The organism is Polaribacter sp. NJDZ03 (assembly GCF_019263805.1).
Taxonomy (GTDB): Bacteria; Bacteroidota; Bacteroidia; order Flavobacteriales; family Flavobacteriaceae; genus Polaribacter.
In genome coordinates, this window is record NZ_CP079195.1 from 2,993,071 (window position 1) to 3,012,821 (window position 19,751).

Below are 19,751 nucleotides of genomic sequence, written 5' to 3' on the forward strand. Positions count from 1 at the left end.
TTATGAGATATATATATATTTTAATAGCATTCGTCTTTCTAACACTAGCTATCTCTTGTGCAAAAACAGAAGATACTTTAACAGAGAGTAATTTAGACACAGAAACACCCTCTTTAAACGCTACAGATATTTGGTTAAGAGGTAATTATACTTCTCCTTACAATATTGAGGTGTTTTATAATTGGAATGAAAATAGAGTAGATTTTAATAGATATTTGTTTCCTCCAACAGTAGAAAAAGTAAAGCCTGCAATGGAAGCAGTGAAAGCTATTTGGTTGGAAACTTATAGAGAAGTAGCTGGTGATGATTTTGTAAAATTAATAGCACCTAGAGAAATTTTATTAATAGGAGGTATCAATTTAAACCCTTCAGGAACTATTACATTAGGTCTTGCAGAAGGGGGTAAAAGAATTACTTTTTTTAATACAGATTTAGTAGATCTAAAAGATAGAAATCAATTAATTAGATTTGTATCAACAATACAACATGAGTACACACACATTATCAATCAAACAGTACCTTTTGATGAAGAAACTTTTGAACAAATAACCCCTTCTGGTTATACCGCTCAATGGTTTAATAGCTCTATTGCTGAAGCAAGAGAATTAGGGTTTATATCAGACTACGCGAGATCTAATGAAACAGAAGATTTTGCAGAGATGGTTACTGCATTGCTTTCTAATGATAATGCAAGTTATAATGCAATTATTGATGCAATAACAAGTGAACAAGCAAAGACTGATATTAGAGCAAAAGAAGCGCTTGTAGTTACTTATTTTAAATCAGAATTTGATATAGATATTTATGAGCTTCAAAGAGTTGCAGCAGAGAATGTATTAAAAGTATTAAATTAAAAATGAAACAAATGAAACAAATTATAAATAAAATAAGTCTTATTGCTGTTGCATTTTTTATTTTAAATGCATGTACAACAAATAATGATCCTGATGAAGTTTTTAATGAGGTACCATCAGTTAGGTTAACTAAGCAAAAAGAAGATTTAAGAGAGTTGCTTCAGTCTTCTGAAGATGGATGGAAAGTAACCTATTTTACAGATGATTCTCAATTAGGAGGATATACGTATTTAATGGATTTTACTGGAGACAAAACAGTAGAAATGGATTCTGACTTTGGTTCAACTCAAGGAACAAGAACGGCTAGTGAATGGGATGTTACCCTTGGATCTACGGTAAAACTTACTTTTACAACCAGAAATAAAATACACGAATTATCAGACTCTAATAATGCTCCTGATGCCGATTTAACTGGTCAAGGATATTTAGGAAGCTTTGAATTCTTGTATTATGGTACAGATGGAGATAATATTATCTTTAGAGCAAATAGAGGTTTTAATGAGGTTATATTTAAAAAAGCTACTTCTGCTGACTGGAGTGATTTAAGTAAAAATAATACTATCGTAAGTGCTATTTCTGGTCAGTTAGCTTATGAAGTTGGTGGAGATATTAATTTTTTTAGTTTTAATAATGCTAGAAGGTTTGTTTCTAACTTAGATACACAAATTAATGATACAGATTTTGGAATTGGTTACACGCCAACAGGTATTACTATAAGTCCTGCAATCATAGCAGATAATGGTAATGGGTATTCTAATTTTACGTTAAATGATGCAAGAAATAAGTTTGTATCTGAAGATGGTGAATTTTCTATATCAATTTTAACAGCTCCTTTTAATATTAATGAACAATTTGCAATAAACGTTGTTGGTGTAGGAGAAGTTTCTGATACGTTTTTTAATACTTTTGTAGAAATTTATAATGCTAGTCTTGCTGCAAGAAATTGGACATTAGGTACTACTATGGATTTTGGTACTGTTACAAATTTTGATGGTACTGATTCAAGCATATTGATTTATAATGTTAGTCCTACGTCAGCATTTATTGGTAGGTATAACCTATCTTTTGCGGGTGTTTTTGGTAATTCTAACTTATTAAACATATCAAGAACAGGTCCAGGTACTAACTGGAGTTTCTTTACTTATCTAGACCCTATGGTAGCTTTAATTGTAGATAATGCACCTTATTCTGTAGAAGCATCATCTACTACAGATCCAACAGTAGTTAAATTAACTAGTGTTGCAAATCCAGATGTTTGGTTTATTATTAGAAGATAATTAGCGTACTTATAATTCTAAAAAAAGTCTTAGGTTTTCTAGAAAATCTAAGGCTTTTTTATTTAAATAATTTTAATTGCAACTTTAATAACGTTTATTTCTTCGAATTGATTAATTATCATATATTTGCATCCGCATTTTTGAAAGTAAATTAATAAAAATATAGTAAAAATAGAGACATGACGAAAGCAGATATCGTATCAAAAATTTCAGATAAATCAGGAATCGAAAAAACAGATGTTTTAGCAACTGTAGAGGCATTCATGACTGAAGTGAAAGATGCATTAGAAAATGGCGACAACGTTTATTTGAGAGGTTTTGGTAGTTTTATTATCAAAACAAGAGCAGAAAAGACAGGTAGAAATATTTCTAAGAATACTACAATTAAGATTCCAGCACACAATATTCCAGCCTTTAAACCGGCAAAAACTTTTACTGAAGGAGTGAAAAGTAAAGTAGTAGTAAAGTAACAAACACACAATATTAATCTAAATCTTAACAGATTTAAAAATTCTAAACATTATGCCAAGCGGTAAAAAAAGAAAAAGAGCTAAGATCTCTACACACAAGAGAAAGAAAAGAGCAAGAGCAAATAGACACAAGAAGAAAAAGTAAGCATCCGCTTACTTTTTCGTTTATTGTATAACGAAAAGAAAAAAGTTCATTGACATAAGAGATTAAATAATCTCACACGGTATTACAAATACCTGACAATATTAATCCCATCTGCACAATTATGTGTAGAGTTAAAACCATTTCAGCATGAAAACAGAATTAATAATTCGTTCAAATTCATCTGATATTGATTTTGCCTTATTAAGAGATGGAAAACTTATTGAATTAAATAATGAAACTAGTGATAACAAATTCTCGGTTGGCGATATATTTTTAGCCAAAATAGGAAAAGTTTTAACTGGTTTAAATGCAGCCTTTGTAAATGTAGGATACCCAAAAGACGGGTTTTTACATTATCATGATTTAGGTGCGCAAGTAAACTCATTAAATTCGTTCATTAAGAAAGTAAGCACAGGTAAGTATAAAGAATTCACTTTAAAGAGCTTCCAAAAAGAGGAAGATATCAACAAAGACGGTAGTATTAACCAAGTACTAAAAACAGGGCAAAACCTATTAGTACAAATAGTAAAAGAACCAATTTCTACAAAAGGACCACGATTAAGTTCAGAGTTGTCCATAGCAGGTAGATTTTTGGTTTTAGTTCCTTTTTCTAACCGAGTTTCTGTTTCTCAAAAAATAGCAGACCCAAAAGAAAAAGAACGTTTAAAAAGATTAGCAAAAAGCATTAAGCCAAAAGGGTTTGGTGTTATTTTAAGAACTGTTGCCGAAGGCAAAAAAGTAGCAGAACTAGATAAAGATTTGCAAAACTCATTAGAACGTTGGGTAAGAATGTGTAAAAGTATACCTAATACAAACACACCAACAAAAATTTTAAGCGAGTTAAACAGAGCATCCTCTATCTTAAGAGATGTTATGAATGATTCTTTTACTAGTATTGTAACAAATGATGAAACTTTGAAAGAAGAAATAAAAGAGTATTTACAAGAAATTTATCCCGAAAAGGAAAAAATTGTAAAATTACACAAATCTGAGACTCCTATTTTTGAAAAATACGGAATTGAAAGGCAAATTAAAACATCGTTTGGTAAAACAGTTTCTATGAGTAAAGGTGCCTATTTAGTTATAGAGCACACAGAAGCATTACACGTTATTGATGTAAATAGCGGAAACCGTTCTAATAAAGCTGGTTCTCAAGAAGACACTGCATTAGAAGTAAATCTAATTTCAGCTACAGAAATAGCACGACAGTTACAACTGCGTGATATGGGAGGTATTATAGTTGTAGATTTTATTGATATGCACAAAGCAGAAAATAGAAATAAACTGTTTCAGCATTTAAAAGATCAAATGGCTTTAGATAGAACAAAGCACAAAATATTACCTCCAAGTAAGTTTGGATTGGTACAAATTACAAGACAAAGGGTAAGACCCGAGTTAAGTATAAAAACTACCGAAGCCAACCCAAATATTAATGGAGAAGTAGAAGCACCTATTGTTTTGTTAGACAAAATAGAAGCAGATTTAGAGAAGTTTATGTCAACCTCTAAAGCAGGAAAAGTACAATTAAATGTACACCCTTTTATTGCATCTTATCTAACAAAAGGAGTAAATTCTATTCGTTTTAAATGGTATTTAAAACACAAAAAGTGGATTACAATTATACCTCGTGACGCTTACACATACTTAAATTATAAATTTAAATCTAAATAGTTTTAAATATTATAGTATAAAGGCAATAATTTTTTATCAAAAAACCCCGAAACATTTATGTTTCGGGGTTTTGTGTTTTATAAGATTTTGGTAATTCTTTGGGCGTTACCACAAGGGTCAGGCTTTCGCACTCGCTTTTTTTATTCAGAAAAAGAATAAAAAAGAGCTCAAACAATTGCTCTATCCTTAACGCATATAGAGAAATAGATAGAGTAGTTATTTTAAAAAACACCTAGCTATTTCTAAGCAAAGAGAAGTCTCATAACGGTAATAATACAGCAGTAAATCACCCACAATTGTCATCCGCCGTTAGGAGAAATCACATGATCGTTATCTCATAACAGTACACTGCAACACTTGTCACTTCGAAAGCAAAGAGAAGTCTCATAACAGTGATAACGTATTAGTAAACCACCACAATTGTCATTTCGATGTTAGGAGAAATCACATAAAGAAGCTAACGCAAAACAGAACAACTTCATGAGATTTCTCCCAAAAGGGTCGAAATGACAAAACTGTGTAGCAAAACTGAACGCTAATAAATCCCCCCAACTTATCATCCAACATTAGGAGAAATCACATAAAGAAGCTAACGCAAAACAGAGGAACTTCATGGGATTTCTCCCAAAATGGTCGAAAAGACAAAATTGTGTAGCAAAACTGAACGCTAAGAATAACGTTGCAATTATTTATTCTGTTTCGCTTCTTTAATCAAATACAAATAAACAGGATAATGATCAGAGTAGCCACCTGTGTAATTTCCGCTAGAAAAACTTCTAAAAGGATACCCTTTATATTTACCCTTTTTAGTGGTTAAAAAGCGTTTATTAAAAATCATTGCCTTGTACATTTTATAAGTAGAAAAATCTTTATCACCTTTATCTAGTAAAGGAGACGTAAAGAAAATCATATCAAATAAGTTTATTTTATCTCTATACTTTAAGGTATTAAATCCTCTGCGAAACATGTCTTCATATGGGTTATATAAATCTCCTTCTGCTACTTCTTTTTTTCTGCTTTTAGTCTTTAGTACATTTTTAAAACTAGAATTATTAGGGTCATCATTAAAATCGCCCATAATTAATATTTTAGCATTGGCATCCTGTTCTCTAACCTGCGCTATAATTTTAGTATTCTGGTAAGCCGCTTTTTCTCTATTTGGCCTGCTCGCAGCTTCACCACCCCTTCTAGAGGGCCAATGGTTTACAATAATATGTATTAATTCATCATCTAAATAACCAGAAACCAATAGCTGATCTCTTGTGTAAACTGGGTAGTTGTCTTTAAAAATTTTAGGATTAAAGGCTTCGTGATAAATAGGGTTAAAGTATTTTTTTTGATATAACAAAGCCACATCTATACCTCTTTTATCGGGAGAATCATAATGTATAATTCCGTAATCATTCTTTATCAAATGTTTAGAATGTATTAAATCTTCTAAAACATTTAGATTTTCTACTTCAGAGACACCAATAATAGCAGGACTAGTTTTTGATTTATCAGCACCAATTTGAGCTATGGTACTGCTTAGCTTTTCAATTTTATCCCAATAAACCTTAGATCTATTCGATTTTAACTCCATTATTGGGCTTGCTTCGTCATTCTTATTTACATCGTTAATCGTGTCAAATAAGTTTTCTAGATTGTAAAAAGCAATGGTTCTAATGTTATATTTTTTTTCGTTTTTCTGAGAATTACATACCGTAATTGTTAGCGAAAAAATAAAAATAAAAAATATTTTCTTACTCATTTTAGTGTTTTTATAAAGTAGTAAAAGTAAGAAACTAAAGTTGTTTTATGAGTTAAGAGTACTTGAAATTCAGTGCTTTAATTTTTTTTGACTAACTTTAAGTGCAAAAGAAAAATTAGAATACCCCTTATTTATGAAAAAAATTGTTATGGCAACTTGTTTGTTGTTAGCTTCTTTTATTGAGGTTAATGGGCAAAGTACAGTAAAAGGAATTGTTTTAGAAAACAATTCTAAAAAACCACTTAAAGGTGTTTTAGTTACCTTAAAAAATACAGATATAAGTAAAACTACAGACTTAAAAGGTAATTTTATAATTAAGAATTTCCAAAATAGAAAAGCTATTTTAGAATTAAAAATGATTGGTTTCGAAACTCAAAATATACCCATAGAACTCTCGGACAATACTTTAAATTTAGGAAGTATCTTTTTAGTTAAAAATATTATAGAGCAACAAGATTTAAGTTTAATTACTTTATCTGATGATGAATTAAATGACGATGCTAGTTCTGCTGATAATATTTCTGGACTACTACAAGCATCAAAAGATATTTTTCTTAGAACTGCTGCTTATGAATTTAGTTCTTCCTTTTTTAAGATAAAAGGATTAGATTCTGGAAACGGTAAAGTGTTAATTAACGGCATAGAAATGAATAAAATCTATGATGGTAGAGCACAATGGGGAAATTGGGGAGGTTTAAATGATGTCTTAAGAAACCAAGAATTTAGAAACGGATTAACACCTTCTGATGTTACTTTTGGCGGGCTTTTAGGATCAACAAATATGAATACCAGAGCTTCAGAACAAAGACCAGGAATAAGAGTTTCTTACTCTTCATCTAACAGAAGTTATCAGCATAGAATGATGGCAACGTATGCTACCGGAATGTTAAAAAACAACTGGGCTTTTACTTTTTCTGGCAGTATTAGACTAGGTAATGAAGGCTTTAATGACGCAACTTCTTACAAAGCATATTCTTTTTTTACATCCATCGAAAAAAAGTTAAGTGATAAAAGTAGTATTAATTTTACGGGAATTTTTACGCCAAATAGAAGAGGGAAATCATCACCAAATACACAAGAAGTCTTTGATTTAAAAGGAATAAAATACAATGATTATTGGGGTTTTTTAAATGGAGAAAAGAGAAATTCTAGAATAAAAGAAGTCAGTGAACCTATTTTAATGTTGAATCATTATTGGAATATTTCAGAAAAAACTTCTGTAAACACAAATGTGTCGTATCAGTTTGGGAAGATTGGTAATAGTAGAATAGATTATAACGGAGGTTCTAATCCGAGTGCTGCTTATTATCAAAATTTGCCAAGTTATTTTTTAAGATATGACGATTTTGAAGGTGCGTATGATGCTGAAAATAATTTTAAAAACGACGGACAAATAAATTGGAATCGGGTTTTTGATGCGAATAGGACAAATAAAAATTCAGGTTTAGAAAATGCTTATGTTTTATATGAAGATAGAAATGATGACAAGCAATTTACCATAAATACTATTTTAAATACAGAAATAGATGACCATATTTCTGTCAACGGAAAATTGGAATACAAACAACTGCGTTCTCATAATTTTGCATCTGTTATCGATTTGTTAGGTGGAGAAGGATATTTAGATATCGATCCTTTTGGTGCAACTGTAAACGAGAAACAAAACGATCTTCTAAATCCGAATAGAATAGTAGGCGAAGGAGATGAATTTAAGTATAATTTCAATATAAACTCTACTATTATTGCTGCTTTTACACAAGCTCAATTTAGATATAATAAAACAGATTTTTATGCTGCTTTAAATGTTTCTAGTACAACACATCAACGAGAGGGTTTGTATAAAAATGGTAGTTTTTCTGAGAATTCTTTAGGAATGTCTGAAGCACAAAAATTTATAAATTATAGATTTAAAACAGGAGTAACCTATAAAATTACAGGTCGTCATTTAATTGATGTAAACGCTGCGTATATAACGGCTGCACCTACCACTAGAAATACGTTTTCTAACTCTAGAGAAAATAACAATGTGGTTTTAGATTTACAAAGTGAAAAAACGCTTTCTACAGATATCAGTTATGTTTTTAGAAGTCCGATTATTACATCTAAAGTTACTGCATATTACACTTCTGTAAAAGATGCTACAGAGATTTCGTTTTATTTTGCAGATGGTGTTGGTGGTGATAATACTGCTTTTGTACAAGAAATTCTAAGTGGAATTAACAAAAAACATTTGGGACTAGAATTAGGTTTGGAAGCTCAAATTACAGCTACTTTAAATTTAAAAGGAGCTGCTGCTATTGGTCAGTTTACGTATGATAATAATCCTAATTTATACTTAACAACAGAAGCAGATACAGAATCTTTATCAGCAGGTTTTGTAAACGGATTTAAAGATTTTGGAACCACAAACCTTCAGAATTACAAATTAGCTGCCGGACCTCAAAATGCGTATTCCGTTGGGTTTGAATATAGAGATCCATCATATTGGTGGTGTGGAGCAACACTTAATTATTTTAGCAACACATTTATAGATATTTCGCCTTTAAATAGATCTCAAAATTTTTATACAGATAATGATGGGTTGCCTTTTTTAGAATATGACAATGAGATTGCTAAAAGACTTTTATCTCAAGAAAAATTCGATAATTATTCGGTAGTAAATTTAGTTGGAGGAAAATCTTTTCTTATCAACGGTTATTACATCAGTTTTTTTGCTACTGTAAATAATTTATTGAATAAAACTTATAAATCTGGCGGATTTGAACAAGGAAGAAATGCCAATTACAGACAATTATTAGAAGATAAGTCTTTAGATAAACCTGTTTTTGGTAATAAGTATTGGTATGGTAGAGGCGCAACTTATTTTATGAATGTAAGTGTGTCATTTTAAGAAAAAAAAATTATAGATGAAAAAGAAAAGGATAATTACAATAGTTATAGCGCTTATAGTAAGTATTTTATTTGTTACCTGTGCTGACGATACAGATTTTAGAGTCCCAGAAAGTTTAGGTAATGAAGAAAATGAAGCTGTAAGTGATCTTTTAGATAGTATTTCTATTGGAATGCTTCAATTAAAAACAATAAAACAACTAAAAGAGCTTTACATAATTGGTAATGATCCGTTAGAAATTACTTCAAATATAGTGGTTAAAGGATATGTAGTTTCTTCGGATAAATCAGGTAATTTTTATAAAGAATTTTATATGCAAGATGCTCCAGAAAACCCAACAGCAGGTATAAGAGTTGCTTTAAATTTAAGTAATAGTTATAATAAATTTAATATTGGTAGAGAGGTTTACATTCGCTTAAAAGGTTTATATGTTGGCGAAACAAATTCTGGAGATGGTAATATTACCATAGGTGGAAAAATTAGCGCTACAGACCTTATGGAGATTGAAAATGTTACTTCAAATCAAATTCCGAATCATATTTATAGAACAGAAACTACAGCAGAAATTATACCCAAATTAATTGCTTTTGGAGGAATTAATGCCTCTGATATCGGGACTTTTATAACGCTAGAAAATGTTTTTTTCGATGTCAAATTATTAGGTACATCTTATGTAGATCCCGTAGAAGATTTTGATACACAACGTAAAATTCAAACTTGTTTAGGCTTGGGCTATGATGATTTATTGTTAGAGACAAGTTCTTTTTCTCGTTTTTCAAGCGAAACTTTGCCAGAAAAAGCAGGTACTATAAATGCGATTGTTTCTAAAGATTTTAAAGGTGATTTAATTGTACTTGTTTTAAATGATAGCAAGGGTGTTGTTATGAATGATGAAAGGTGTACACCGCTACCAGCAGAAGAATATTCGACAATTTTATTATCAGAAAATTTTGATACTGAATCTGGAGATATTGATGTTTTAAATTGGATTAACTTAAGAGAAGAAGGTACAAAATCTTGGAGATCTTATACGGATACTTATGCGCAAAGTAAAGCTGCTAGAGTTAATTCTATTAACTCTGGAGATGAAAGTACTATTACTTGGTTAATTACTGGCGGAATTAATTTAGACAATACATCTCAAGAGTTTTTATCTTTTGAAACTTCTAATAGTTTTGGAAATGGCAGTGAGTTACAAGTTTTAATTTCTACAAATTTTGATGGCAACAAAAAAAATATAAATACTGCAAGTTGGACTGTCTTACCAGCAAAAATTGTTTCAGATGGAGAAAATTTTAAAAATTGGGTGCATTCTACCTATTTAGATTTATCTGCCTATTCAGGTACTGCTTTTATCGCTTTTAAATATACTGGAAATGGCAATGAAAATTTTAATGGAACTTATGAGTTAGATAATGTAAGTGTTGTGGCTAAAGAATAATATTGTACTTTTTTGATGTATACATCATTCAGATGTTTTCTTATTTTTACAAAATGGATAAAATAGAACACATTGGCATTGCTGTAAAAGATTTAGAAAAATCGAATAACTTATATGCAGCACTTTTAGGGGTATCGCATTACAAAACCGAAGAAGTTGTTTCCGAAGGAGTAAAAACCTCTTTTTTTAAATCAGGTCCTAATAAAATAGAATTGTTAGAAGCTACAAACCCAGAAAGTCCAATTGCTAAGTTTATAGAAAAAAAAGGTGAAGGAATTCATCATATTGCTTTTGCGGTTTCAGATATTAAAGCAGAGATAAAAAGGCTTCAAAATGAAGGTTTTATTGTTTTAAATAAAGAACCTAAAAAAGGAGCAGATAACAAATTAGTGGCATTTTTACATCCAAAATCTACCAATGGAGTTCTTATTGAGTTGTGCCAAGAAATAGATTCGTTAAAATACTGCTAACAGTTACGGTAACTGCATTCTAATTATTATCTTGCGTGCTTAAAAAATATTCTATAATATGTCTTCTAAATTTGATGCTTATCAAAAACGACGACTGCTATCTTCTTACTTATCAGTAGTAGTAAGTATAGCTTTAGTGCTTTTTATGGTCGGTATTTTAGGGTTAATTTTGTTAAAATCTACCTTTGTTGCCAATAAAGTAAAAGAAAAAGTAGCGATAACTTTGTTTTTAAAAGATAATGTTTCTACTAAAAACAGAAACAATTTTAAAGATTCTTTATTAGAAGAAGAGTTTACAAGAACAATTATTTATACAAGTAAAGAAAAAGCAGCAGAAACGTATAGTGAAGAAATTGGTGAAGATTTTTTAAAATTCTTAGGAGAGAATCCGTTAAAAAACGGAATAGACATCTACTTAAAAGCCGATTATGTAACACCAGAAAAAATGCAAGAATTAGAAACACGTTTTCTTAAAAATGCTTTTGTATCTGATGTTTCTTATGATAAACCTTTAATTAATTTATTAACAAAAAACATTAAACGAATTAGCTTTTGGCTATTGGTAGTTTGTGGTTTCTTTGGTTTAATAGCAATGATATTAATTAATAGCTCTATTAGGTTGTCTATCTATTCTAAACGTTTTAATATTAAAACCATGCAAATGGTTGGTGCTACTAAAGGTTTTATTAGAAGACCTTTTATTTGGCAAAGTATTAAATTAGGTATTATAGGGGCTCTTTTAGCACTTGTAGCTTTAGGTGTTATTATTTATTATGTAGATCAGCTTGCACCTAGTTTACATTTGATAAAAGATTATGTTACACTAGGATATTTAGTTGGAGGTGTTTTAATTTCAGCCTTTTTAATTACTTGGATTAGTACTTACTTTGCAACGCAACGTTTTTTAAACTTACAAACAGACGAACTTTATTATTAATACAATGAAAAACGAAATTACAGAACAACCAGTTTTTTTATTTGGTAAAAGAAATTATACTTTTATGATTATTGGTCTCATTTTTATTGCTTTAGGTTTTATATTTATGGCAGGAGGTGGAAGTGATGATCCAGAATTTTTTAATGAAGAAATTTACAATTGGCAACGCATTCGTTTAGCGCCAACATTAGTAATTATAGGTTTAGGAATTGAAATTTACGCTATTTTAGCAAATCCAAAAAAATAAAAATGGATATATTAGAAGCAATAATCTTAGGTATTATACAAGGGTTAACAGAGTTTTTACCAGTTTCTTCAAGCGGTCATTTAGAATTGGCTAAGGTTATTTTAGGAGACACATCTGTGCCAGAAGAAAGTTTAACCTTTACGGTGGTATTACATTTTGCAACAGCATTAAGTACTTTGGTTATTTTTAGAAAAGAGGTAGCAGAAATATTTAAAGGGTTGTTTCAGTTTAAATGGAATGATGAATCTAAGTTTTCTTTAAAAATAATTCTTTCAATGATTCCTGCTGTTGCAGTTGGTTTACTTTTTGAAAAAGAATTAGAATCTTTTTTTGGAGGAAAAATTCTATTAGTAGGTGTTATGTTATTAGTAACTGCTGTACTTTTATTATTAGCAGATAAAGCAAAAAACACCAATAAAGAAGTAACATTTTCTAATTCATTAATAATTGGAATTTCTCAAGCAATTGCAATGTTGCCAGGTATTTCTAGATCTGGAGCAACAATTTCTACCTCTGTTTTATTAGGTATTGATAGAACTAAAGCAGCACGTTTTTCTTTTTTAATGGTAGTTCCATTAATTTTTGGTAAAATAGGTAAAGACTTATTAGGTGGAGATTTAAGTTTTCAATCTTCAGAAATGTTACCAATTTCAATTGGTTTTGTAGCTGCTTTTTTATCAGGTTTATTAGCCTGTAAATGGATGATTGCATTGGTTAAAAAAAGTAAGTTATCTTACTTCTCATTATACTGTGCTATTGTAGGTTTTATTGCTATTGGTTACGCTCTTTTAAATTAGTGACACTCAAATTTTATTAATTACTTAGTAATGTAATAAAAGTTGATAGTTGAACTAATCCTGCGAAAAGCAGGTTCTTTATAATTATGAATCCTTTAATCTTTTTAGGAATTCACTTTGAAATAATTTTGTGTTTATGACAGCAGAAGAGTATAAAAATGGTCAAGTTTTATTAATAGACAAACCTTTAAATTGGACCTCATTTCAAGTAGTTAACAAACTTCGTTGGGAAATAAGACAACGGTTTAATATTAAGAAAATTAAAGTTGGTCATGCAGGTACTTTAGATCCGTTAGCTACAGGTTTATTAATTATTTGTACAGGTAAGCAAACAAAAGAAATACATGTCTACCAAGGGCAGGAAAAAGAATATACAGGTACGTTTACCATTGGGGCAACCACACCTAGCTACGATTTAGAAACTGAAGTAGATAATACCTATACGACAGATCATATAACAGAAACATTGTTACGTGAAACTACCAAGCAATTTATTGGTGATATTCAGCAAAAACCACCTATTTTTTCTGCAATTAAGAAAGATGGTAAGCGTTTGTACGAGTTAGCAAGAAAAGGTGAAACTACAGAAATTAACGCTAGAACGGTAAGTATTACAGAGTTCGAAATCACAAAAATAAATTTACCAGAAGTAGAATTTAGAGTGGTTTGTAGTAAAGGAACTTACATTCGTTCTTTAGCATACGATTTTGGATTGGCCTTAAACTCAGGAGCACATTTATCAGCATTAAGAAGAACTAAAATTGGTGACTTTTCTGTTGAAAAAGGAGTCTCTGTAGAAGGTTTTATTGAAGATTTAAAAGCAAATTCTGTAGAATCTTAAAAAACAATATTTATTTAAGCATAAAAAACCCAAGCAAATGCTTGGGTTTTATATTATATTGAAAAGTAAAAACTTATTTTTTAGCTAATAAATCTCTAATTTCTGCTAATAAATCTTCTTGACTTGGTCCTTTTGGAGCTGCCGGAGCTGGTTCTTCTTTCTTTTTCATGTTGTTGTATCCTTTTATCATCATAAACATAACAAAACCAACAATAATTAAATTGATAATAGAATCAATCCAAGCACCATATGTAATTGCATTTTCTGGAGTTGCAACTTTTCCTGCTGCATCTAGAACTGCTTCTGATAAAACATATTTTTTGTCAGAAAAACTAACTCCTCCTGTAAATATACCTACAATTGGCATCACAATATTACTAACAAATCCTTTTACAACTAGGCCTATTGCACCTGCCATTATTACGGCTACAGCAAATTCAATTACATTACCACCAGTAATAAATTTTTTAAATTCTTTTAACATTTTACTTTGTTTTTAATTAATTATTAGAATACAAAAGTACTAAAAAAAACTAGGTATTTAACATTTTGTTAACACGCTGTGAGATTGCGGTTAAGGTTTCGTAAGGTATGGTTTCAGAAACATCAGCAATATGCTGTATCATTTCTTGATTATTAAAGATAATTACTTCATCACCTTCTGTACAATCAATTTTAGTAATATCTACCATAATCATGTCCATGCAAACGTTACCAATTATGTATGCTTTTTGATTGTTAATAAGTACATATCCTTTCTTATTTCCTAACCTTCTAGATAAACCATCTGCATGACCAATTGGTATGGTTGCTGTTTTACTTTGTCTTTTGGCGGTATAAGCTCTGTTGTAGCCTACTGTTTCTCCTGGTTCTATAACATGAATTTGAGAAATAATAGATTTTAGATTATGTGTATTTTTAAGTTGAGCAGTTTCTTTTTCATCATTACCAAAACCATACAAGCCAATACCTATTCTAACCATATTAAATTGTGCTTTTGGGTAGTTTATCACACCAGAAGTATTTAAAATGTGTAAGATTGGTTCGTACCCTAAATGTTTGTAGAATTGTTGGGCTATATATGCAAAATTATTTATCTGATTAATGGTAAAGTCTTGCTCTTCTAGATCTTCACTTGCAGCCAAATGAGAAAATACGGAAGCTACTTTTACGTGTGTTGTTTCTTTTAGATTGGCAATTATAGTAGGAATATCTGTATGCCAAAAGCCTAATCTATTTAAACCAGTATTAAATTTTAAATGAATTGGGTAATTCATTAACGGAGATTCATCAGCTAATTTTAAAAAAGCATCAAAAATTCTAAAATTATACAAACAAGGTTCTAGCCTGTATTCTACAATAGATGCAATATTTTGAATATGTGGATGCAGCACTAAAATGGGTGTTTCTACACCAGCTTCACGTAAAGCGATTCCTTCAATAGCATACGCTACGGCAAAATAATCTACTTTGTCTTCTAAAAATTTAGCAATTTGTACAGCATCACTACCGTAACCAAAAGCTTTAACAACCGCTAAAATTTTTGTTTCTGGTTGTAATTTTTCTTTAAAATAATTTAGGTTATGCAACAATGCATCTCCATCAATTTCTAAAACTGTAACATGGTTATTCATTTATTCTTTAGTTGGTTCAGCATCTTTTTGTGCTAATATTTTTTGTTTTTGAATTGCTTTGTAATATGCAGCTCTACTTAAAGGCTCATATTCTTGAGTTTCACCTAATAGAACCAAATTATCATTTTTCGCTTTTCTAAAACTGTAATTAGCTAAGTTTCCTGTATGTGTGCAAACTGCGTGAACTTTTGTAACATATTCTGCAGTTGCCATTAAAGCAGGCATTGGACCAAAAGGATTTCCTTTAAAATCCATATCTAAACCCGCAACAATTACACGAACACCTCGGTTTGCTAAATCGTTACAAACGGCCACAATTTCATCATCAAAAAACTGCGCTTCATCAATACCAACAACATCTACATCAGTTGCTAATAAGCGAATGTTAGAGGCAACAGGTACTGGTGTAGAACGAATTCTATTATCATTATGAGAAACTACTTCCTCTTCATCATAGCGTGTGTCAATAGCAGGTTTAAAAATTTCTACGCGTTGTTTTGCAAATTGAGCACGTTTTAGTCTTCTAATCAATTCTTCTGTTTTACCAGAAAACATAGAGCCGCAAACTACTTCAATCCAGCCAAATTGTTCTGAATGATTTACTGTATTTTCGAGAAACATTTTGTAATTTTAGGCGTTAGAATATTAAATTTGATGTTACTTTGAATTTCAACAAATTTAGGAATATTTACGAGTAAAAAATAACTTCAACTTACAACTTATGCACAAAAAATTAGAAGCCGATTTAATGAGTTTAGCGCACAGCATTTTACAATTAAAAAATAAAGAAGATGTGTTTGCTTTAAAAGAAAAATCGAAAGAAATTTATGAAAAATTATCTTTATTAGCTTTTGTAGAAGAATATATAAATACAACACCAAATTTAGAAGTAACAAAAGAGGCATTAATTGAAAATGTAGAAAACGGATTGACTTTAAAAGAATCTCAAGAAGTTTTTTTAGTTGATGTTGAGCCTGTTAAAGAAGTTATTGAAGAAGAAGTAACGCTTTATGAAATAGAAGAAGAAGAAACTTTACCAGTAGAAGAACTCTTAGCGGAAGCGTTAGTTGAAGAAGTAATAATAGAGGAAGCTGAAGAGGAGTTTAAAGAGGAAATAGAAGAAGAGATTGAAGAGGAAATAGAAGAGGAAGTAAAGGTTGTAGTTGAAGAAATTATAGAACAACCTTTTGATGAAATAGAAGATATTATATTTGCGAAACCAGAAGCTGTAGAAATAAAAGACGAAATTAAAGTATTGTCTTTAGAAGAAGAATTAGAAGATACTATTTCTGTTGATGAAATGGCAACTTTGTTTGATATTCCTGTTGCTGCACCAAAATCATTAAATGATAAATTTTCTGGCAACATTCAAATAGGTTTAAATGATAGAATTGCCTTTGTAAAGAATTTGTTTGATGGTAGTCAAGAAGATTTTAACAGAGTAGTTTCTCAATTAAATACGTACGGAACAGAAAAAGAAGCGTTAAAGTTTATAAATAAAATGGTGAAACCAGATTACGACTGGTCTACTCAACAAGAATTAGAAGCTCGTTTTATAGAAATTGTAGAACGTAAATTTGTATAAAAATATTTAAAAGTAGCGCAGTTAGTCATTTTATAAAAACTGAAGTCTTTCTGCGCTATATTTTAACCAATTAAACCTAGAAAATAAAAACAACTCTTGAAACCAATTTTAATACATACACATTTTCATAAAAGAAGAACCGGAGTTACTAGAAGTATAGAAAATGTGCTGCCTTTTTTTAATAAAGAATATGAGACTTATATTTATGGTTATAATGTTGAAGGAGAGAAAATTACGACATCAAGATTAAGAAAACTTCTTTTTTCTGATCGAGAAGTTGTTGTGCATTGTCATAGAAATAATGAAATAATGAGAATGTTATTTCTACGTTTTTTAGGCGCAAAATTCACCTTAATAGCTACACGGCATGCAGAAACTACCCCGTCTGGTTTAACTTTAAAATTATTAAAAAAAGCAGATAAAGTGGTAACGCTCATAGAAAGTATGAGTAAAAACTTAGGTATAAAAAATACCATTGTTGGTCATGGAGTAAATGTTAATTTGTTTTCTCCTAAAAAGAATGTCACTCTAAAAAACATTCAACAAGAAAATATTATTTTATGTGCTGGGAGAGTTCGTAAAGCAAAAGGGCAAGTTGTTTTATTAGAAGCAGCAAAAGTTTTAAAAGAACATAAAAATTGGGCGTTGGTAATTGTTGGTAAAATAGATAAACCTGCTTTTTTAGAGGAGTTAAAAACAATTTCTAAAAAGCATCATATTGCAGGTCAAGTGTATTTTGTAGATGAAACATCAGAGATTGTCTCTTATTACCAAGCTTCAAAAATAGCAGTAGTTCCTAGTTTTTCAGAAGGATTTTCTTTAGTAACTGCAGAAGCAATGTCTTGTGGCTGTTCTGTAATTGCAACTAAAAATGTTGGAGTTCACTCTTCATTAATACATAGTAATAAAAACGGTTATTTGGTTGAAGCAGGTAATATTTCTGAATTAGAAATGCTTTTATCTAAATCATTAAAGAATGAAATTCCTCTTTTAGGGAAAGAAGCACGAGAAGAAATTATAAAAAATTGGAGTGCACAAAAAGAAGCAGAAAACTTAATGGCAATCTATAAAAAAATATAGATTTATATGCTTTAAAAGAAGCTGTAAAAATAGTATTTGTAACAAACGTAGTTGGTAGTCGTCTAAATTTAAAACCTACTAACATGAAACATTTAGCAACAATTCTATTTGCATTTTTTATTACAGCAGTTTCAGCTCAAGAAGCTAAATTCGAAAACTTTTACAATTCAAATAACGAAAAATCTACTTTTTCAATTAATTTATCCGCTTCATTGGCAGGTTCATTTTTAGATAGTGAAAACGATGACGATTTAATGAACATTATTAGAAAATCGAGCGATTTTAAATTGATGATTTTTAATAATGAAGACAGCAATCTTTCAAAAGACTTTAGAAAGTTTAGCAGAAAAAACAACCTAAAAACACTGGCAAGAGTAAAAGAAAACGGTAGTAAAGCCGAATTATTTTTTATAGAGAAAGGTAACTACATCAGAGAAATAATTATAAGAGCCAACAGCGATTCAGATAAAATGGTGCTTTTTGGCTTAAAAACTAAAATTACACACGATGAACTAGCAGCTATGATTTCTTCTTCTGATGTAAAGTATTCATCAAATTAAAAAACAATAAAAAAGCTACTGTCTAAGAGGGGTAAATCTTGTCATACTGAGCTTGTTTCAGTATCTTAAGTTTCTGAAATTCAATATCCATAAGAATCTGAAATAAATTCAGATTGACAAAAAAAGAGAAGATTTTAACCAATCTTCTCTTTTAAAGTTTCAATTACTTTCTTACTATTTCCAATAAAAATTTCATTATCAACAATAAAAACCGGACGCTTTAAAAACGTGTATTCATCTAAAAGAAACTGTTTATAATCTGCTTCAGACAAAACCTGGTTTTTCAAATCCATAGATTTATACAATTTTGCACGCTTGTTAAAAAGAGCTTCGTAACTACCAGAAAGTGTGTACATTTCTTCTAATTGAGCTGCGGTAATGTTGTTTGCTTTAATTTCTTGTCGTTCAAAACCATCGGTATTTACCTCTTTTAAAATTCTTCGGCAAGTATCACAAGTTTGTAAAAAATAGACTTTCTTCATTTTTATGGATTATATTTACAGTTCCAAAATTACACAAAAAAATGAACATACAATTCGATCTTTTAAGAACATCTCGCACACTAGTTTTAAAGGAATTAGAAGGCTTAACTTTAGAACAGTTACACATTATACCAGCTGGTTTTAAAAACAATATTGCTTGGAATGTGGCACATTTAGTGGTTACGCAACAGGTTTTAAACTACAAATTAGCAGGTTTAAACTGTTTATGTCCAGATGAGTTAATTGAAGATTATAAAAAAGGAACAGTACCAACAAAAACCTTTACAGAAGAAGAGTTTGAAGAAGTTAAAGAGTTGCTTTTAGGCTTGCCAGATACTTTGCAAGAAGATTACGAAGCTGGTATTTTTGAGGATTTTGCAGAATACCCAACAAGTACTGGTTTTATACTTAATTCTATAGAGGCTTCTATTTCTTTTAACAATTTTCACGAAGGAATTCACTACGGAATTATAAGATCTATCAAGAAATTTTTATAGGTTTCTTAGAAGCTATTTCCAGCTTTCACTACTCGTTTTTTTTGAGATGCTAAAAAACAGCATCTCAAAAAAGAGCTCAAACAATTAGCCTGCCTTGAGCTTGACGAAAGGTTCAATCTGGGT

Annotated in this window: 20 protein-coding genes; 15 read left to right on the forward strand and 5 right to left on the reverse strand. The window is 30.2% G+C overall.

Annotated elements, in window-relative coordinates; genetic code table 11:
• Positions 1-2: 2 nt before the first annotated feature.
• The 4 genes from KV700_RS12740 to KV700_RS12755 all read left to right on the forward strand — a co-directional run bounded on the left by KV700_RS12740 (position 3) and on the right by KV700_RS12755 (position 4,417).
• A complete protein-coding gene (locus KV700_RS12740; protein ID WP_218598109.1) occupies positions 3-854 on the forward strand; it encodes a substrate import-associated zinc metallohydrolase lipoprotein in 852 nt (283 codons plus the stop codon).
• 11 nt (positions 855-865) lie between these two features.
• The gene (locus KV700_RS12745; protein WP_218598110.1) at positions 866-2,131 is read left to right on the forward strand and encodes a DUF4302 domain-containing protein; all 1,266 of its coding nucleotides are present in this window, start codon (positions 866-868) and stop codon (positions 2,129-2,131) included.
• 179 nt (positions 2,132-2,310) lie between these two features.
• The gene (locus tag KV700_RS12750; RefSeq protein WP_036824254.1) at positions 2,311-2,601 is read left to right on the forward strand and encodes an HU family DNA-binding protein; all 291 of its coding nucleotides are present in this window, start codon (positions 2,311-2,313) and stop codon (positions 2,599-2,601) included.
• 292 nt (positions 2,602-2,893) lie between these two features.
• Positions 2,894-4,417, forward strand: coding sequence for a ribonuclease E/G (locus KV700_RS12755; RefSeq protein WP_166383342.1), 1,524 nt, complete (start codon positions 2,894-2,896; stop codon positions 4,415-4,417).
• Positions 4,418-5,102: 685 nt separating this feature from the next.
• Here the strand turns inward: KV700_RS12755 and KV700_RS12760 are convergent.
• A complete protein-coding gene (locus KV700_RS12760; RefSeq protein ID WP_218598111.1) occupies positions 5,103-6,167 on the reverse strand; it encodes an endonuclease/exonuclease/phosphatase family protein in 1,065 nt (354 codons plus the stop codon).
• A gap of 133 nt (positions 6,168-6,300) precedes the next feature.
• Here KV700_RS12760 and KV700_RS12765 point away from each other — a divergent pair, with 133 nt between their 5' ends.
• The 7 genes from KV700_RS12765 to truB all read left to right on the forward strand — a co-directional run bounded on the left by KV700_RS12765 (position 6,301) and on the right by truB (position 13,790).
• The gene (locus KV700_RS12765) at positions 6,301-9,057 is read left to right on the forward strand and encodes a carboxypeptidase-like regulatory domain-containing protein (protein WP_218598112.1); all 2,757 of its coding nucleotides are present in this window, start codon (positions 6,301-6,303) and stop codon (positions 9,055-9,057) included.
• 16 nt (positions 9,058-9,073) lie between these two features.
• On the forward strand, positions 9,074-10,498 hold the full coding sequence (locus tag KV700_RS12770) for a DUF5689 domain-containing protein (RefSeq protein WP_218598113.1): 1,425 nt from the start codon (positions 9,074-9,076) through the stop codon (positions 10,496-10,498).
• 53 nt (positions 10,499-10,551) lie between these two features.
• Positions 10,552-10,968, forward strand: coding sequence for a methylmalonyl-CoA epimerase (gene mce / locus KV700_RS12775; protein WP_166383334.1), 417 nt, complete (start codon positions 10,552-10,554; stop codon positions 10,966-10,968).
• Between the two features lie 58 nt (positions 10,969-11,026).
• The gene (locus KV700_RS12780; RefSeq protein ID WP_166383332.1) at positions 11,027-11,905 is read left to right on the forward strand and encodes an ABC transporter permease; all 879 of its coding nucleotides are present in this window, start codon (positions 11,027-11,029) and stop codon (positions 11,903-11,905) included.
• A gap of 4 nt (positions 11,906-11,909) precedes the next feature.
• The gene (locus KV700_RS12785) at positions 11,910-12,152 is read left to right on the forward strand and encodes a DUF3098 domain-containing protein (protein ID WP_166383330.1); all 243 of its coding nucleotides are present in this window, start codon (positions 11,910-11,912) and stop codon (positions 12,150-12,152) included.
• Positions 12,153-12,154: 2 nt separating this feature from the next.
• Positions 12,155-12,949, forward strand: a complete 795-nt coding sequence (locus KV700_RS12790; RefSeq protein WP_166383328.1) for an undecaprenyl-diphosphate phosphatase — start codon at positions 12,155-12,157, stop codon at positions 12,947-12,949.
• Positions 12,950-13,085: 136 nt separating this feature from the next.
• The gene (truB, locus tag KV700_RS12795; RefSeq protein WP_166383326.1) at positions 13,086-13,790 is read left to right on the forward strand and encodes a tRNA pseudouridine(55) synthase TruB; all 705 of its coding nucleotides are present in this window, start codon (positions 13,086-13,088) and stop codon (positions 13,788-13,790) included.
• A 73-nt stretch (positions 13,791-13,863) separates the two neighbouring features.
• Here truB and mscL read toward each other — a convergent pair whose 3' ends face one another.
• The 3 genes from mscL to KV700_RS12810 are packed head-to-tail and all read right to left on the reverse strand — an operon-like array spanning position 13,864 to position 16,045.
• The gene (gene mscL / locus KV700_RS12800; protein WP_166383324.1) at positions 13,864-14,274 is read right to left on the reverse strand and encodes a large conductance mechanosensitive channel protein MscL; all 411 of its coding nucleotides are present in this window, start codon (positions 14,272-14,274) and stop codon (positions 13,864-13,866) included.
• 49 nt (positions 14,275-14,323) lie between these two features.
• A complete protein-coding gene (gene alr / locus KV700_RS12805) occupies positions 14,324-15,424 on the reverse strand; it encodes an alanine racemase (protein WP_218598114.1) in 1,101 nt (366 codons plus the stop codon).
• On the reverse strand, positions 15,425-16,045 hold the full coding sequence (locus KV700_RS12810) for a thymidine kinase (protein WP_166383320.1): 621 nt from the start codon (positions 16,043-16,045) through the stop codon (positions 15,425-15,427).
• A gap of 100 nt (positions 16,046-16,145) precedes the next feature.
• Here KV700_RS12810 and KV700_RS12815 point away from each other — a divergent pair, with 100 nt between their 5' ends.
• From KV700_RS12815 to KV700_RS12825, 3 genes are all read left to right on the forward strand, one after another.
• Positions 16,146-17,009 (forward strand): hypothetical protein, encoded by an 864-nt coding sequence (locus KV700_RS12815; protein WP_166383318.1) that lies wholly within the window; start codon positions 16,146-16,148, stop codon positions 17,007-17,009.
• A gap of 96 nt (positions 17,010-17,105) precedes the next feature.
• Entirely contained in the window at positions 17,106-18,089 is a 984-nt protein-coding gene (locus KV700_RS12820; RefSeq protein ID WP_166383316.1) for a glycosyltransferase family 4 protein, read from the forward strand.
• 83 nt (positions 18,090-18,172) lie between these two features.
• Positions 18,173-18,649, forward strand: coding sequence for a DUF4252 domain-containing protein (locus tag KV700_RS12825; protein WP_166383314.1), 477 nt, complete (start codon positions 18,173-18,175; stop codon positions 18,647-18,649).
• A gap of 134 nt (positions 18,650-18,783) precedes the next feature.
• On the opposite strand, the gene KV700_RS12830 is transcribed toward KV700_RS12825, so the two are convergent.
• Positions 18,784-19,131: an arsenate reductase family protein gene (locus tag KV700_RS12830; RefSeq protein ID WP_166383312.1), complete on the reverse strand. Its 348-nt coding sequence runs from the start codon at positions 19,129-19,131 to the stop codon at positions 18,784-18,786.
• 41 nt (positions 19,132-19,172) lie between these two features.
• Here KV700_RS12830 and KV700_RS12835 point away from each other — a divergent pair, with 41 nt between their 5' ends.
• Complete coding sequence (locus KV700_RS12835) at positions 19,173-19,628, forward strand: DinB family protein (protein ID WP_166383311.1); 456 nt, start codon at positions 19,173-19,175, stop codon at positions 19,626-19,628.
• The last annotated feature ends 123 nt before the right edge of the window (positions 19,629-19,751 follow it).